The organism is Neorhizobium populisoli (assembly GCF_019430945.1).
Classification (GTDB): Bacteria; Pseudomonadota; Alphaproteobacteria; order Rhizobiales; family Rhizobiaceae; genus Neorhizobium; species Neorhizobium populisoli.
Genome location: NZ_JAHYCB010000002.1, coordinates 43,297 through 58,506 on the forward strand (window position 1 = coordinate 43,297; position 15,210 = coordinate 58,506).

Genomic DNA, 15,210 nt, shown 5'->3' on the forward strand with positions numbered 1-15,210 from the left:
TTAACCATACATATTAGAGACCACGGCGAAATGGGATGACTACGGTCACCCACCAGGCATGAAGCCGCAAAGCCGTACCGGTGACAATCCGGTATCCGCTCATGAAATCCAGCAATGCCTGCGGTGACCGTGTTGCCCCCGCCCGACGGATGTTATCCGGTCTGGCAAGCACCCCCATTCATCCTTGGCGCCTGGCCTTCAGAAGCTGCGCATGCCGCCGGTTCTTGAGGATCGGCCAGTTAATTCGTGGGGACGGGTTTTGGTGCAGGAAACGCCATCGGATCAGGCGCGACGAGCTCAGGCGGGAAGCCTGGGTGAGAGACTGGCATTTGCCGGGCTCGACGGCGAGCTGCGCGATCTTCTCCGCCGTTGCCGGCCGGAGCTCGAACGCCATCTGAAGGGTGGCCTCCGCGATCTCTTCCATCGTTTCCAGTCCTTCCCCGAAGCTGCCCGCAATTTCGAGAGCGAACAGCAGATCGAGCGCCTGCACGACCTGCAGGCCTCCCATTGGGGCGTGCTGACCGACGCGCGGTTCGATGCGGTTTACGCCGAGCGGGTAAAAGTCCTTTCCGACGTCGAGAGCCGCATGGGCCTCGATCCGCGCTGGCACATCGCCGGCCATGGCGTCATGCTCGAACACCTGATCGCCGGTGCGATCGTCGATATGGCGCCGAAATCGCTGCTGCCAGGTGGCCGCAAGCGCGAACAGGAACTTCTCGATCTCGTCGGTGCCGTCATTCGCCTCGTCATGGTCGATGTCGAAATCGCCGTATCGCTGCGCTTCAACGAACTGCGCCAGCGCCACCAGCGCGCCCTTGCCGAACAGCGCGTCGCCGATCAGGCGCAGGCGATCGAGACATTCTCGGATGTCATCGCCGCACTTGCCGACCGCGACCTGACCTCCTGTCTGCCCGAAGGCGTCCCGGACGCCTATCGCGAACTGGCCGGCGTCTTCAACGAAGCGATCACCGGCCTGCGTTCTTCCGTCGAAGTGGTCGATGGCCATGGCCGCAAGGCAGGCTCGCTCACCGACATGCTTGCCGGCAGTTCACGCTCTCTGGCATCCGCATCCACCGAACAGTCCGACCGGTTGCGCGAGGCTGCAGGTTCGCTGCAGGCCGTGACGAACAGGGTCAAGGGAAGCGCTGCCGAAACCGCAGCCGCAGAAAAGGTTGCTGCCGCTACCCGCGTTTCAGCCGAGGCAAGCGGTCAGGTCGTCGGCAAGGCGATCAGTGCCATGTCGGATATCGAAAATTCCGCCGAAAAGATCGGCCAGATCATCGGCGTCATCGACGAGATCGCCTTCCAGACCAACCTGCTCGCCCTGAATGCCGGCATCGAAGCGGCCCGCGCCGGCGAGACCGGTCGCGGCTTTGCGGTCGTTGCCCAGGAAGTCCGCGCACTTGCCCAGCGTTCCGCCGAGGCCGCCCGTGAGATCAAGACGCTGGTCAACACGACCAAGGGTCAGGTCGATGCCGGCGTGGACATGGTCCACCGCACTCAGGATGCGATCGGCGGCATCGTCCGTCAGGTCTCCGAGATCAACGATACGATTGCCGGCATTGCCCGAGATACCCATGAGCAGGCGGGCAGCCTGGACAAGCTCACCTCCGAGATAGGCTCGGTCAGCGAACGCGTCGCGGTGAACGCCGATATGGCGAGCCGGGCAGGCGAGGGCGCCGATGAGCTGCACACCGTCATTCTCGAACTCGGCCGCACCGTCCGCGAGTTCCGCATCGAGCGTCAGAACCGCCGTGACGAAACCCGCCGGCCGGTTGCGCCGCCCGCATCCCACGCCCAGCCCACGCTGGTGTCGATCGCCCAGGCTCCGATCGAGCGGGCGGACGACGACGAATATCTTTTCCAAAGAAGACAAGGAATGAACTGATGGCAGCGAAGAAGGCAGCCCCCGGAAGTGTGAAGCTTTCCGCAGTGCTCGACCTCAATGAGGCGTCCGTCCTGCACGGCAAGCTCATGTCCATACGCGGCAGCGACGTCGTCATCGACGCTTCCGGTGTAGAACGCCTTGGCGTGCAGTGCGCCCAGGTTCTTGTCGCAGGCCACCGTGCCTGGGCGGAAGATAAGAAGTCTTTCCTGGTTGAGAAGGCTTCCGACGCATTTCAAAAGACGATGCAGCTCATCGGCATCGATAACGGAAATTTGGTTGCTAAGGAGATCTAGCAATGAAGAAAAAAGTCCTCACCGTGGATGATTCACGGACGATCCGGAACATGCTTCTGGTGACCCTGAACAATGCTGGTTTCGAAACCATTCAGGCCGAAGACGGCGTCGAAGGCCTCGAAGTCCTCGAAGGTTGCAATCCGGACGTCATCGTCACGGACATCAACATGCCGCGTCTCGATGGCTTCGGCTTCATCGAAGGCGTCCGCCGCAACGAGAAGTACCGCGCCGTTCCGATCCTCGTCCTGACGACGGAAAGCGATGCCGAAAAGAAGAACCGCGCGCGCCAGGCCGGTGCGACGGGTTGGATCGTCAAGCCTTTCGATCCTGCAAAACTGATCGATGCGATCGAGCGTGTAACCGCCTGAGCCAGGAATTCCTCCGATGGATATGAACGAAATCAAAGAGATCTTCTTTCAGGAATGCGAAGAGCAGCTCGCTGAACTGGAATCTGGTCTTCTCAAGCTGAACGACGGGGATCGCGACCCCGAGACGGTTAATGCCGTTTTTCGCGCCGTTCATTCCATCAAGGGGGGCGCTGGCGCCTTCGGTCTGGACGATCTCGTCTCTTTCGCGCACGTCTTCGAGACGACGCTGGACTGCGTCCGCTCCAACAAGCTGGAGCCGACCCAGGACGTTCTGAAGGTCATGCTGAAATCGGCCGACGTTCTGGCCGATTTGGTCAGCGCGTCCCGCGACGGCGGCGGTATCGATGAATCCCGCTCCCGTGCCCTGGTCAAGGAACTGGAAGCACTCGCCCATGGCGAGATGCCGTCCGCCTCCGCTCACGAAGCTCCGAAGCCGGCTCCCAAGGCCGCTCCGGCTCCCGCCCCGGTCGCCAAGGCAGAGCCGCCGAAGCCGACCGACGAAAGCGGCTTCCAGCCGATCCCCTTCACCTTCGATGGTTTCGGCGACGACGAAGAGCCGGCGCTCGAAGGCTCCGTCTACGAAATCACCTTCAAGCCCCGTCGCGAACTCTATTCCAAGGGCAATGAAGCAGCTCTCCTGCTTCGCGATCTCTCCCGCCTTGGCGATATGAGCATCAACTGCGACATGGATGCGCTGCCGGCCCTCGATAAGATGGACCCGGAAGCCTCCTATTTCGGCTGGAAGATTTCGCTCAAGACCGTCAAGAGCGAAGACGACATCCGCACCGTTTTCGAATTCGCCGAATGGGATTGCGATCTCGACGTGAAGCTGGCTGAAGAAGCGGCTTCCGACGAAGAACTGCCGATGATCCCGGTCCCGTTCGATCTCGGCATTCTCGACGAGCCGTCGACCTCCGAAGAGGAAGAGAAGGCTGTCCAGTCTTCCGCCGACGAAACGGTCGCTGCTGCCGTCTCCGCCGCCGAAACCGCGACGAGCGTCGCCAAGGCCGCCGGCCGGGCTTCGGAAAAGAAGGAATCCGCTGCTGCAGCCGCTGCAGCCGCTGCCCAGAACAATGCCGCTGCGGCTGCCGCCGCTGCCGGCCAGACTATCCGCGTCGATCTCGATCGCGTCGACCGCCTGATCAACCTCGTGGGCGAGCTCGTCATCAACCAGGCCATGCTGTCCCAGAGCGTCGTCGAAAACGATGCGACCGGCACTTCGGCAGTCAACATGGGTCTCGAAGAGCTGCAGCAGCTCACCCGCGAGATCCAGGACTCGGTCATGGCCATCCGCGCGCAGCCGGTGAAGCCGGTCTTCCAGCGCATGTCGCGTATCGTTCGCGAAGTGGCCGACATGGTCGGCAAGCAGATCCGCCTCGTCACCGAGGGTGAAAATACCGAAGTCGACAAGACGGTTATCGACAAGATCGCCGAACCGTTGACCCACATGATCCGTAATGCCGTCGACCACGGCATCGAATCGCCGGAAAAGCGCGAAGCCGCCGGCAAGGATCCGGAAGGCACGATCAAGCTCAGCGCGAAACATCGCTCGGGCCGCATCCTGATCGAACTCACCGACGACGGCGGCGGTATCAACCGCGAACGCGTCCGCCAGAAGGCGATCGACAACGACATCATCGCCGCCGACGCCAACCTGTCGGATGATGAAATCGACAACCTGATCTTCATGGCGGGCTTCTCCACCGCCGACAAGATCTCCGACATTTCCGGTCGCGGCGTCGGCATGGACGTCGTCAAGCGCTCGATCCAGGCACTTGGCGGTCGTATCTCGATCTCCTCACGTCCGGGCCTCGGCTCAACCTTCACCATGAGCCTGCCGCTGACGCTCGCCGTCCTCGACGGCATGGTGGTCACGGTTGCCGGCCAGACGCTCGTCGTGCCGCTTACCGCGATCGTCGAAACGCTGCAGCCGGAAGCTTCGGCCATCCATTCCTTCGGTGCCAGCCAGCGGCTCATCTCGATCCGTAACTCCTTCTGCCCGCTGGTGGATGTAGGCCGGGTCCTCAACTATCGCGCCACCCAGGCGAACCCCGTCGAAGGTGTTGCTCTCCTGGTGGAATCGGAAGGTGGCGGCCAGCGTGCTCTGATGGTCGATGCGATCCAGGGCCAGCGTCAGGTCGTCATCAAGTCGCTCGAAGCCAACTACACCCACGTACCGGGTATCGCTGCCGCCACCATTCTCGGTGACGGACGCGTCGCTCTTATCCTTGATGTCGATGCGGTTGTCGCAGCGTCGCGCGGCCAGTCGATGAAACCTGAAATGTCACTAGCCGCCACGGGTTGATTGTATGTCGTCTTTTGCCGTGAAAAACCTTGCCCAGGGAAGCCGGGAGCTGATTGCTTTCCGGGTGGGCGATCAGGAATTCTGCGTCAATATCATGTCCGTCCGCGAAATTCGCGGATGGACACCCGCTACGCCGATGCCGCACGCTCCCGCCTATGTCATGGGCGTGATCAACCTGCGTGGCGCTGTCCTGCCGATTATCGATCTGTCCGCGAGGCTCGGTATGGCGGAGGCGGAGCCGACGGCCCGCCACGTCATCATCGTCGCGCAAGTAAAAAGTAAGGTTGTTGGCCTCTTGGTCGAGGCCGTTTCCGATATCCTTACGATTACCGAGGAGAATATCCAGCCAGTGCCGGAAATCTCTTCGGACCTTGAGAAACAATACGCCCGGGGAATTCTCGCCATCGACAAGCGGATGATCTGCATGATCGAGCTGGATGCTCTCTTCCCCGAAAAGGAAAGCGAAGCCGCATGAAGCCTTTGGGCGCCATCGAGATAAAGCAGTCGCCGGATGAGGTTCTGGCCAGCGGAGAATATCCGTTGACCAGACGCGACCTCTCCGAAATCGCTGCGATGATCTATGCCGATGCCGGGATCTATCTCAATGATTCCAAGGCCTCGCTGGTCTATTCGCGCCTTTCGAAGCATATCCGGTCCCTCGGTCTGCGCGGGTTCAGGGATTATTGCGTCCTCGTGGCCTCGCCGGAGGGTGCTGCCGCCCGCCGTGAGATGCTGTCGCATCTGACGACCAACTTCACGCGATTCTTCCGCGAGAACCATCATTTCGAGCACCTGCGCGATGAAGTCCTGCCGGGTCTGATCAACCGCGCCAAGGGCGGCGGCCGCGTTCGCATCTGGTCCGCGGCGTCTTCCGATGGCCAGGAACCCTATTCGATCGCGCTCACTGTACTGTCGCTCCTGCCGAACGCTGCGGACCTCGATTTCAAAATCCTCGCGACCGACATCGATCCGAAGATTCTCGCTGCCGCTCGCGCCGGCATTTATGACGAGGGCGCGCTAGAGGCGGTGAGCCCGGCGATGCGCAAGCAGTATTTCCGCGACATCGATGTTGGCGGCCGCCGCAAGGTGCAGGTCGACGACCGGGTCAAGAAGCTGATCACCTACAACGAGCTGAACCTGATGGCGCAGTGGCCCTTCAAGGGCAATTTCGACGTCATCTTCTGTCGTAACGTGGTCATCTATTTCGACGAGCCGACCCAGATGAAGATCTGGTCGCGTTTCGCATCGCTGCTGCCCGAAGGCGGGCATCTTTATATCGGCCATTCCGAGCGCGTCTCTGGCGACGCGAAAAACCTGTTCGATAACATCGGCATCACCACCTATCGGTATGTCGGTAAGAACGCGGGGAGGAAAGCATGAGCGCTCCGGCACGAGTCCTAGTCGTCGACGATTCACCCACCATGCGTGGCCTGATCACGGCAGTTCTGAATTCCGATCCGGAAGTGAACGTGGTCGGGCAGGCCAGTGACGCCATGGAGGCGCGTGCTGCCATCAAGCAGCTCAATCCCGATGTCGTGACGCTCGATATCGAAATGCCAAACATGAACGGTCTCGAATTCCTCGAGAAGATCATGAAGCTGCGCCCGATGCCGGTCATCATGGTCTCGACCATGACCCATCACGGCGCTCATGCAAGCTTGGCCGCGCTGGAGATCGGCGCTTTCGATTGCGTCGGCAAGCCGGCGCCGGGCGACTCCCGTCCTTTCTACGATCTGGCCGAAAAAGTGAAGGCTGCGGCGCGTTCCGCGCACCGTCGCAGCGGGCCGGCGCCGGTGCCGACCGTGGCACCTGCAGTCGAATATCGCGTCGGACGTAAGGTTGTAGCGATTGGTTCATCAACCGGTGGTGTGGAAGCGCTCATCGCGGTGCTACAAAAGTTTCCACAAAACTGCCCACCGACCGTAATTACTCAACATATGCCTTCCACGTTTACCAAAAGTTTTGCTGAACGGCTTAATCGTATCTGCGCTCCTGTGGTGCAGGAAGCGACTGACGGGGCGAGATTGGAGATCGGCAAGATCTATCTGGCGCCGGGTGGCGAACGGCACCTTCAGGTAGTCAATCCGTCGGCACCCTGTTGCCGGCTGGTCGAAAAGGAGCCGGTCAACGGTCACAGACCTTCGGTGGATGTGCTTTTCGATTCGGTCGCGGAACTGGCGGGCCGCAATGCAGTCGGGGTCATCCTGACAGGCATGGGCCGCGACGGAGCATCCGGTCTGCTGAAGATGCGTAGCGCAGGCGCTCGCACCGTAGGTCAGAACGAAAAGACCTGTGTGGTCTACGGCATGCCGAGGGTCGCCTACGAAATTGGGGCCGTCGAGCAGCAACTGCCGCTAGGCTCCATTGGAGAAGAAGTTTTGAAGTTAACTGCCGCCCGAAAAGAAGGTACCGAATAAATGTCTATCGCTGAAAAAATCAAAGTTCTGATCGTTGACGATCAGGTAACTAGCCGTCTTCTGCTCAGCGACGCTCTGACACAGCTCGGCTTCAAGCAGATCACCGCCGCCGGTGACGGTGAGCAAGGCATGAAGATCATGGCCGAGCAGCCGCATCACCTAGTGATCTCGGACTTCAACATGCCCAAAAAGGATGGCATCGAATTCCTGCAGATGGTGCGCGCCAATCCGAATACTAAAAAGGCTGCGTTCATCATCCTGACCGCCCAGGGCGACCGCGCCCTCGTTCAGAAAGCAGCTTCGCTCGGCGCCAACAACGTTCTCGCCAAGCCGTTCACCATCGAAAAGATGAAGGCCGCTATCGAAGCGGTGTTTGGAGCATTGAAATGATAGACGCCGCTGCAGCCAGGCGTGTCCATATTATCCAGGGAGAGTACAAGGTCGTAAACGATCCTAATGTCGTGCTTTCAACCATTCTGGGCTCCTGCGTGGCTGCATGCCTTCGTGATCCTGTCGCCGGTGTCGGCGGCATGAACCACTTCCTCCTGCCGGGGTCGGCAACTGCCATGGCATCGGGCGGCGATGCGACACGCTACGGCGTGCATCTCATGGAATTGCTGATCAACGGGCTCCTCAAACAGGGAGCCCGCCGCGACAGGCTGGAAGCAAAAATATTCGGCGGTGCCAAAACCATCGCCAGCTTTTCGAATGTCGGCGAACAGAATGCCGCATTCGCCATGGAATTTCTCAAAGACGAAGGCATTCCGGTGGTCGGCTCCTCTACCGGGGGAGATCATGGACGCAAGCTCGAGTTCTGGCCCGTCAGCGGCCGTGCTCGTCAATATCCGCTGACCGGCGCCGAAACGCAGAGGACTGTCGCTCTCGAGGAACGTCCCGTTCGGACCCCGCCGAAGCCGGTCGAAAGCTCTATCGAATTCTTTTAAGGGTACGGGTACGGCAATGAACGACATCACCAAGCCGCCAATCGCTTCTCTCGAGGAACCGCTTCCCGAGATTCTGATGCGGCTGGTGTCGGAACTTCACGACGTTGCCTATCTGATCGAACGGGTCGAACCGCAGTTGATCGAACTGGGCGGCGACCAGCTGCTTTCTTCGCCGGACAGCATGAAAGTTCTGCAGGGTATCGACCTTGCCGTTCAGAAAACGCGCGGCATCGCGGAATTCATCGACACGATCACTGCGACAATTCCCGACGAATGGGCCGTCGACGTGTCGACGGCGCTGAGCCTCGTCAAGCTTGCCGATATGCAGAAATCGCTCTCGAATGGCCTGCGTCATGGCCACTCCCAGCCGCTCAGCAAGGCAGCGGGCGACTTCGATTTCTTCTGATAGCCTCAGATCAGAGTGGCCAAAGCCTTGCGGGCTGGGCCTCCCGTCTAAATTCCGTTCCAAATCGTCAGACAGGACGCACCAGCGAAACGCTCGCACAAGCTTCGCTTTCTAGGGTGCACACAGGCATAAGCCTCTATATCCTTGTTTGGCGATGTGGGAACAGAATGAATCTGTTGGCTCAATTTCAGCAAATCTTTAAAAACCTGGCGGGTTTAGGCCAGACGCGGCTCATTGCGTTGGCCGCGGCGGGTGTCATTTCAGTAGCGATCGTTATTGCAGCAGCAATGTTCGTGAACAAACCGGCTTTCGAAACCCTTTACGTCAATCTGGAAGCGGGTGACCTTAATCAGGTCAGCATGGCACTTGCCGAAGCGAACATGGGGTTCGAAGTCGGCAGTGATGGCAAGAGCATCCAGGTTCCGGTCGGCACCACCAGCAAGGCTCGCCTTATGCTGGCCGAAAAGGGCCTGCCGAACAGCCACAATGCCGGTTACGAACTGTTCGACAATGTCGGTTCGCTGGGTCTCACCTCCTTCATGCAGGAAGTCACCCGCGTCCGTGCGCTTGAAGGCGAAATCGGCCGGTCGATCCAGCAGATCAGCGGCGTATCGGCCGCCCGCGTCCATATCGTCATGCCGGATGTCGGGAACTTCCGCCGCGGCGAGCAGAAACCGACCGCGTCGGTGATGATCCGTGCCGCATCCAATGCCGGCCGCAAGGCCGCTTCATCCATTCGCCATCTCGTCGCTTCGGCCGTTCCCGGGCTCGATGTTGACGACGTCACCATCCTCGATTCGACCGGCCAGCTCCTGGCTTCGGGCGACGAGAACGGTGGTGAAATGAACAAGTCGCTCTCGATCGTCCAGAACGTTCAGCAGGAAATCGAAAGCAATATCGACAAGGCGCTCGCGCCCTTCCTCGGCATGGACAATTTTCGCTCCAGCGTTACCGCATCGCTGAACACGGACAGCCAGCAGATCCAGGAAACGGTCTACGATCCGAATTCCCGTGTCGAACGTTCGGTCCGTACCACCAAGGAAAATTCGAAGTCGCAGCAGAGCGCGGACGACAATGCCGCGACCGTGGAACAGAATGTTCCGCAGGCAGCTCCGCAGCAGGGTGGCGCAACCGGTCCGAAGTCTTCCGATCAGTCCGACAAGAAGGAAGAGCAGACCAACTACGAAATCAACCAGAAGACCACGGCTACGGTCCGTAACAGCTACCAGATCGAAAAAGTCTCGGTCGCCGTCGTGGTCAACAAGGGTCGTATCGCCAAAATGGTCGGCGAACCGGCCGACCAGGCCAAGGTCGACGCCTATCTCGCCGAGATGCAGAAGATCGTTTCCTCGGCAGCAGGCATCAATTCCGGCCGCGGCGACGTCGTGACCCTGACGGCCATGGACTTCCTCGAAAACCAGCTGCTCGACGACGCTGCCGGCGGCCCGGGCGTGATGGAAGTGCTGACCCGCAACCTTGGTGGCATCATCAACTCGCTCGCCTTCCTCGGTGTTGCATTCCTGGTGGTCTGGCTCGGCCTTCGCCCCCTCATCCGCTCGGTCGGTGGTGGCAGCGCAGCCCTCGGCGACACCTCGACCGAAGGTGGCGGCCTGGAACTGCCGGACTTCTCCCCGTCGACCGGTGCACCGGCCCTCATGGACGGGTTCGGTTCGGACTTCGGCTTCGACAGCACCGGCGATGCGTTCGGCGAGGACGAAGGCGAGGGCTTCAACCGCCGCGTCAAGGAAGGTCCGGAAAAGAGATTGGCCCGCATGGTGGAGATTTCCGAAGAGCGCGCTGCCAAGATTCTCCGCAAATGGGCTCTCGAAAAAGCAGCTTGATCCGCGATCACGAAAATATGATTACCAAGGGCCGGCCATTGTCCGGCCCTTTTCTTATGAGTTTTGCCACACACTTGGCTAAATCACTTCAACCCCGAATTATGACGTTCATACCTGCAGTTGGGGAAATCCCATGCCTTGGCGATGGTAATTCGGTGGGTCTTTCCTACAATGACGGTGATTCGGTGGAATGTTCCAAAGCGCCAGCGATACGGCAATGCGGGAAATTACCAATGGAGGCCAGACTGCCAAACGTGTCAGGAAGAAGGCAATGATTCGCTGGAAACTTGGACCGTTTCGGTTTTGAAGTGGTTGTGCGTCGTTGAGACGTGCCGCGATACGCGCATTCATGATGAATGTGCGACGGGGCGAGGAGCAGATAACGCATGGAGTTGCAGGGGGTAGACATGACAGCGGAGGGGCGCTCCTTTATGGAGGCGACCGGCTCCAAGGTCCTGTCGCGTGAGCAGTTGGTCCGCCGGCTTTCGGTGCTGACAAGTTCCAACAATGTTCAGGCGGTGATGCGCCTGCTTGCCGATTATGTCGGCGCTTCCCATTTCCTTCTGGCCCGGTATGACCTGATCCAGGAACAGGGGCTCGACTTCATCGTCACGTCCAACTGGCCTTTCGACCTTGTCCGTCGTCTCGGTTCGGAGCTTGCGAGCGGTTATGCCCGTTCCACCGAACTGGAGAAATGCCTATCTCTGCTGACGCCGAGTTTCGCGCTTCTTCCCGACGATATCGTGCCGCCGGACGACATCAGCCGCCAATATTGCGCACTGACCTTCTGTGTCGGTCGTACGCGCTTTTCGCTGATGCTGCTGTTTTCAGAAGGCATTATCCTCTCGCAGGAGCGGTTGCGTGAAGTCGGCCTGTTCGCAGCTTATGGCGCAAGTTTCGCCGAAGGCTCGGATGCCAGGACGGAGCGTGACTTCGAACTGACCGAGCGCGAACTCGAATGCCTGTTCTGGATCGCGGAAGGCAAGACCAGCGACGAAATCGCGGTCATCCTCGGCATCTCGCGCAATACGATCAACAATTACATCACCAGCGTCATGCGCAAGACCGCCACCAAGACCCGCTCCGAGGCGATAGCCTACGCGGTTCGCAACAATCTCGTATAAGGACTGAAATTTCATGGGGTATACGCGCGGCGGCATGGCAGAGGGACCTGGAAGCATCCAGTATCTGCGTCTCCAGCGCGCTTCGAGCCGTTCGGACATCTTTCCGAAGCTCGTTGCCATGCAGAAGAACCTCAAGGCGCGCAATTTCGCGGTCTACCGCATCGCAGGCGCCGGATTGCCGAACAAGCGCAAACTGGTCTGCGAGCTGGAAAACTGGGGCGCGGGCGCGCAGGAATGCGGCACTCAGCTGCTGAACGGTTATGGCGATGCGTTGCTTGATCACATCGAGCTGTCGCTCCTGCCGCTGGTCTGGAACGGTTCCGAGAATGCAAGTTTTGCCGAAGCCGGCGAATTCACGCCGCTGACGCGCCGGCTTGATTCGGATGTCGTGCCGTTCTCGGGCATAGCCTTCCCGGTGCGCCTGGGCGCACTCGGAAACGGTTACGTCACCTTTCTGGCGACCGCCATGGAACTGGCCAGCGATGCGATCATCGACCAGCATGTGCGTAGCTGTCAGGTAATGATGGACCTCCTGGCGCTCGACGAGCGCCGCAGCGTGCCGGCCGAATCGCTGAGCGAACGCGAGATCGCCTGCCTGCAACTCGCCGGCGACGGACGGATCAGTGAAGAAATCGCCGAAAAGCTGGGCCTGTCCGTGCACACGGTGAACGCCTATCTCGGCTCGGCGACGATCAAGCTCGACTCGGTCAACCGCATCCAGGCGATCGCCAAGGCCATACGCCTCGGCTACATCCACTAAAGCGTCCTTTGGAACGTAAAAAGGACGCAGCCTCTTCGGGATTTTAGTCGATCCGGCGCGGCAGAATCACTGCGTCGCGCTCATCCTGACGAATTTGGATTCCTGCAGGCTCTGCGCCAGGAAGGCCGTATTGTCCTGCGGATCCTCGGATGGGTCCTGGAAGGAGATATGGTCGATTTCCAGGCCGGCCTTCTCGTCCGCGATCGTCAGGCGCGCATAGACGGAAACACCGCGCGGCTTGATTTCAAGGTCGAGGACGACCTCCGGCTGACCGCCCCATTCAAGTTTGTAGTCGCCGCCGGCGCCGAAGCTGACGGTGCCGGGATGGAAATAGAGCTCCGCCGCCGACGAAACGAGATCGGCGAGGCTGCTGTAGCACTCAAGGCGCAACAGCGAAATGAGGTCGCCGGCATCGAGCAGGCGAAGTTCCGTAGCCACCGGGCTGATTGCTTGTGCGACGATTACTTCTCGTTCGGTGGAGTAGGTGCATTTCTTCATGACGCTCAGCGTGTCCGTTTCTGGCGCGACCGGGACGCATAAACCCGGTGCACGAGTTCTGCCACAGCCTTGTAAAAGACCGGTGGAATGACACTATCCACCGAGACTTGCGCAAACATGGAGCGCGCCAGAGGCGGATCTTCAAAAACGGGGATATCGTTTGCCTCGGCGATTTCGCGGATTCTGAGCGCAATCAGGTCCTGTCCCTTGGCAACGACGATCGGGGCGTCGCTTTCCTCACGCGAATAGCGCAGCGCGACCGCATAATGGGTCGGGTTTGCAATGACGAGCGTTGCACGCGGCACGTTGTTGATCATTCGGCGGCGGGCGCGGTCGCGCGCAACCGATTTCTGGCGCTGCTTGACGATCGGGTCGCCCTGCGCCTGCTTGTATTCGTCCTTGACCTCCTGCTTGGTCATCCTCAATTCCTGGTACCAGTGATATCTGGTCCACAGCACGTCGATAACCGCCAGCACGCCGATCGACAGGATGAGGATCATCACCATCTTGCGGATGATGGCGCTGAGCTTGACGAGAATGATCTGCGGATCGGAGAACATCGCGTCGAGCGTTCCGTAGAAGTCGCTGCGCAACGCGATAACCATGATCCCAGACACGACCATGACCTTGAACAGCGACTTGCCGAATTCGACGAAGCCGGGGCCGCTGTAGATTCGGCCAAAACCCTTGGTCGGCGAGACGCGCCCGGCCTGTGGGCGGATGCGTTCCAGCACGAAGGACGGCATGTTCTGGCCGAACGCCGATACGAGGCCGAAAATAATGAAAAGCAGCATGGCAGGCGCCAGGAAGGCGGTCATTGCCCAGCCGAGATGGCTGCTGATCGAAACCATGTCGGAGGAGTTCTCAAGCGTCCACTGGTCCGGCTGCTCGAAGAGGTCTTTCAGTGTTTCGCCAAGTCTTGCCGCGCTGGAGGGCAGGAAGAAAACAAGGAAAATGTAGAATGCCAGGATCGAAGCGAAGAGCGTCACTTCGCGCGAGACAGGCACATTACCTTTCTCGGCCGCTTCCGTGAGTTTTTTGGCGGTCGGGTTTTCTGTTTTGCTGTCTTTATCTTCGTCCGACACGGTCCGGGACCACTCGACAATCGCGTTGCGGGGAAGTGGCCCAAACGAATCGGGTCGCCGCCCACGATCTTATCTGATCACCAGCTACCCGCGAATCGAGTCGACAAAAAGGCTGTGGGTACTTGGCTGATTCACGGCGAGGAAGTCGCCAAAACGAAAACGGAGCGGGATCGCCTCCCGCTCCGTCTCTTCCTCGTGCATTATCTTCAGTCTCAGGCGGCTTCGGCCGGCTTGTCGCCGTCCTTCTTTTCTTCCTTCAGAGTGATCTGACCAGAGCTTGCCAGCCGGATCGCTTCCTGGGCGACCGCGCGGCGGGCCATGGCCACTTCGCGCGGGTTGAGGTTTGCCGGCTGCGCGCTGAGATCGCTTTCGATCATGCGGCGCTGGCGCGGGCTGATCGCCGAGAGCACGCATTCCCTGATCTCGTTGCTCGCGCCGCGCAGTGCCATCGTGAGGATGTCGGCTGCAACGTCGTTGAGCAGCATGACGCGGCTGCGCTGCGGCATGTACATGAGGTCTTCGAAGAGGAAGATCTTCGGGCGGACCTTGTTGACCGATTCCTTGCTGATCGTTTCGAGCGACGAGAGCAGGGTATCGACCTGGTTCTTGTCGAGCTCGTTCATCAGCTCGGCGACCTTGTTGGAGCCGTTGGAATTGCGTTCCGCATCGACTGCGGCAATGAGTTCGACCACGCGCTTCTCGATGATTTCGGCAGCCTTGGGGCTGACTTCCTTCATGTTGACGGCGCGGTTCATGATGTCGGCGCGGCGGCTGTCAGGAAGCTGCAGCAGCACCTTGGCACCGAAGTTCGATGGCATCTGCGAGAGGATGTAGGCGACAGTCTGTGGATGTTCGCGGGAGAGGAATTTGCCGACGAATTCCGGATCGGCATCGCCGAGGCGATCCCAGATATTGCCCTGATAGTCATCGAATGCAGCGCGACGGCCGAGCAGTCCGTCGACTTCTTCAGGGGTCAGACCAGCTTCGAGAATGCCCTCGATCGCGGCCGCATTGTCCATGAGGCCCGTTCCTTCGGTGAACAGGTCCTCGAATTCGTTGACGAGTTCGAGAAGTTCGTCCGGCGGAATGGAGCGAAGCGACTGCGCACAGGCGATGATGTTCTGCAACTCGCTCTGCGTGAAATACTTCAGGAGCTTGCCGGCAACCCCCTTGCCCATGGCGAGGAGAACTGCTGCCGCCTTTTCGGCTTTGGACAACGGCGCCGTCGAGAGCGCCGTGCCTCCGAAATCCTCAAAGTCCATCATGGTCTTCCCTCTCTGC

The 15,210-nt window shown here is 59.8% G+C and carries 16 protein-coding genes; 13 read left to right on the forward strand and 3 right to left on the reverse strand.

The features are described from left to right. The first annotated feature begins 259 nt into the window (after positions 1 to 259). From KX729_RS04480 to visR, 13 genes are all read left to right on the forward strand, one after another. Positions 260 to 1,888, forward strand: a complete 1,629-nt coding sequence (locus tag KX729_RS04480; protein WP_219741833.1) for a globin-coupled sensor protein — start codon at positions 260 to 262, stop codon at positions 1,886 to 1,888. Then, positions 1,888 to 2,181: an STAS domain-containing protein gene (locus tag KX729_RS04485; protein WP_219741258.1), complete on the forward strand. Its 294-nt coding sequence runs from the start codon at positions 1,888 to 1,890 to the stop codon at positions 2,179 to 2,181. Before KX729_RS04480 ends, KX729_RS04485 begins: the two co-directional genes overlap by 1 nt. A gap of 2 nt (positions 2,182 to 2,183) precedes the next feature. Further along, a complete protein-coding gene (gene cheY1, locus KX729_RS04490; protein ID WP_007753206.1) occupies positions 2,184 to 2,549 on the forward strand; it encodes a chemotaxis response regulator CheY1 in 366 nt (121 codons plus the stop codon). A gap of 16 nt (positions 2,550 to 2,565) precedes the next feature. Further along, entirely contained in the window at positions 2,566 to 4,854 is a 2,289-nt protein-coding gene (locus KX729_RS04495; RefSeq protein WP_219741259.1) for a chemotaxis protein CheA, read from the forward strand. A 4-nt stretch (positions 4,855 to 4,858) separates the two neighbouring features. Continuing rightward, positions 4,859 to 5,329: a chemotaxis protein CheW gene (locus KX729_RS04500; RefSeq protein ID WP_025603108.1), complete on the forward strand. Its 471-nt coding sequence runs from the start codon at positions 4,859 to 4,861 to the stop codon at positions 5,327 to 5,329. Beyond that, entirely contained in the window at positions 5,326 to 6,234 is a 909-nt protein-coding gene (gene cheR, locus KX729_RS04505) for a protein-glutamate O-methyltransferase CheR (protein ID WP_219741260.1), read from the forward strand. Before KX729_RS04500 ends, cheR begins: the two co-directional genes overlap by 4 nt. Beyond that, complete coding sequence (gene cheB, locus KX729_RS04510; protein WP_219741261.1) at positions 6,231 to 7,271, forward strand: protein-glutamate O-methylesterase CheB; 1,041 nt, start codon at positions 6,231 to 6,233, stop codon at positions 7,269 to 7,271. The genes cheR and cheB overlap by 4 nt, the downstream gene beginning before the upstream one ends. Then, positions 7,272 to 7,661 carry a response regulator gene (locus KX729_RS04515; protein WP_025603105.1) on the forward strand — a complete coding sequence of 130 codons (390 nt, stop codon included), beginning with the start codon at positions 7,272 to 7,274 and terminating at the stop codon, positions 7,659 to 7,661. Beyond that, on the forward strand, positions 7,658 to 8,215 hold the full coding sequence (cheD, locus tag KX729_RS04520; protein WP_025603103.1) for a chemoreceptor glutamine deamidase CheD: 558 nt from the start codon (positions 7,658 to 7,660) through the stop codon (positions 8,213 to 8,215). Before KX729_RS04515 ends, cheD begins: the two co-directional genes overlap by 4 nt. A 16-nt stretch (positions 8,216 to 8,231) precedes the next feature. Next, positions 8,232 to 8,621: a chemotaxis protein CheT gene (gene cheT, locus KX729_RS04525; RefSeq protein WP_025554912.1), complete on the forward strand. Its 390-nt coding sequence runs from the start codon at positions 8,232 to 8,234 to the stop codon at positions 8,619 to 8,621. A 167-nt stretch (positions 8,622 to 8,788) separates the two neighbouring features. After that, the gene (gene fliF, locus KX729_RS04530; protein ID WP_025554914.1) at positions 8,789 to 10,462 is read left to right on the forward strand and encodes a flagellar basal-body MS-ring/collar protein FliF; all 1,674 of its coding nucleotides are present in this window, start codon (positions 8,789 to 8,791) and stop codon (positions 10,460 to 10,462) included. A 386-nt stretch (positions 10,463 to 10,848) separates the two neighbouring features. Continuing rightward, positions 10,849 to 11,586, forward strand: a complete 738-nt coding sequence (gene visN / locus KX729_RS04535) for a transcriptional regulator VisN (protein ID WP_025603424.1) — start codon at positions 10,849 to 10,851, stop codon at positions 11,584 to 11,586. Between the two features lie 13 nt (positions 11,587 to 11,599). Continuing rightward, a complete protein-coding gene (visR, locus tag KX729_RS04540; protein ID WP_025603423.1) occupies positions 11,600 to 12,346 on the forward strand; it encodes a transcriptional regulator VisR in 747 nt (248 codons plus the stop codon). Between the two features lie 66 nt (positions 12,347 to 12,412). Here visR and KX729_RS04545 read toward each other — a convergent pair whose 3' ends face one another. From KX729_RS04545 to fliG, 3 genes are all read right to left on the reverse strand, one after another. Further along, positions 12,413 to 12,844, reverse strand: coding sequence for a BspJ family T4SS effector nucleomodulin (locus KX729_RS04545; protein WP_025603422.1), 432 nt, complete (start codon positions 12,842 to 12,844; stop codon positions 12,413 to 12,415). Positions 12,845 to 12,849: 5 nt separating this feature from the next. After that, on the reverse strand, positions 12,850 to 13,929 hold the full coding sequence (flhB, locus tag KX729_RS04550) for a flagellar biosynthesis protein FlhB (protein ID WP_219741262.1): 1,080 nt from the start codon (positions 13,927 to 13,929) through the stop codon (positions 12,850 to 12,852). A gap of 212 nt (positions 13,930 to 14,141) precedes the next feature. Next, on the reverse strand, positions 14,142 to 15,194 hold the full coding sequence (gene fliG, locus KX729_RS04555) for a flagellar motor switch protein FliG (protein ID WP_025603099.1): 1,053 nt from the start codon (positions 15,192 to 15,194) through the stop codon (positions 14,142 to 14,144). Between the last annotated feature and the right edge of the window lie 16 nt (positions 15,195 to 15,210).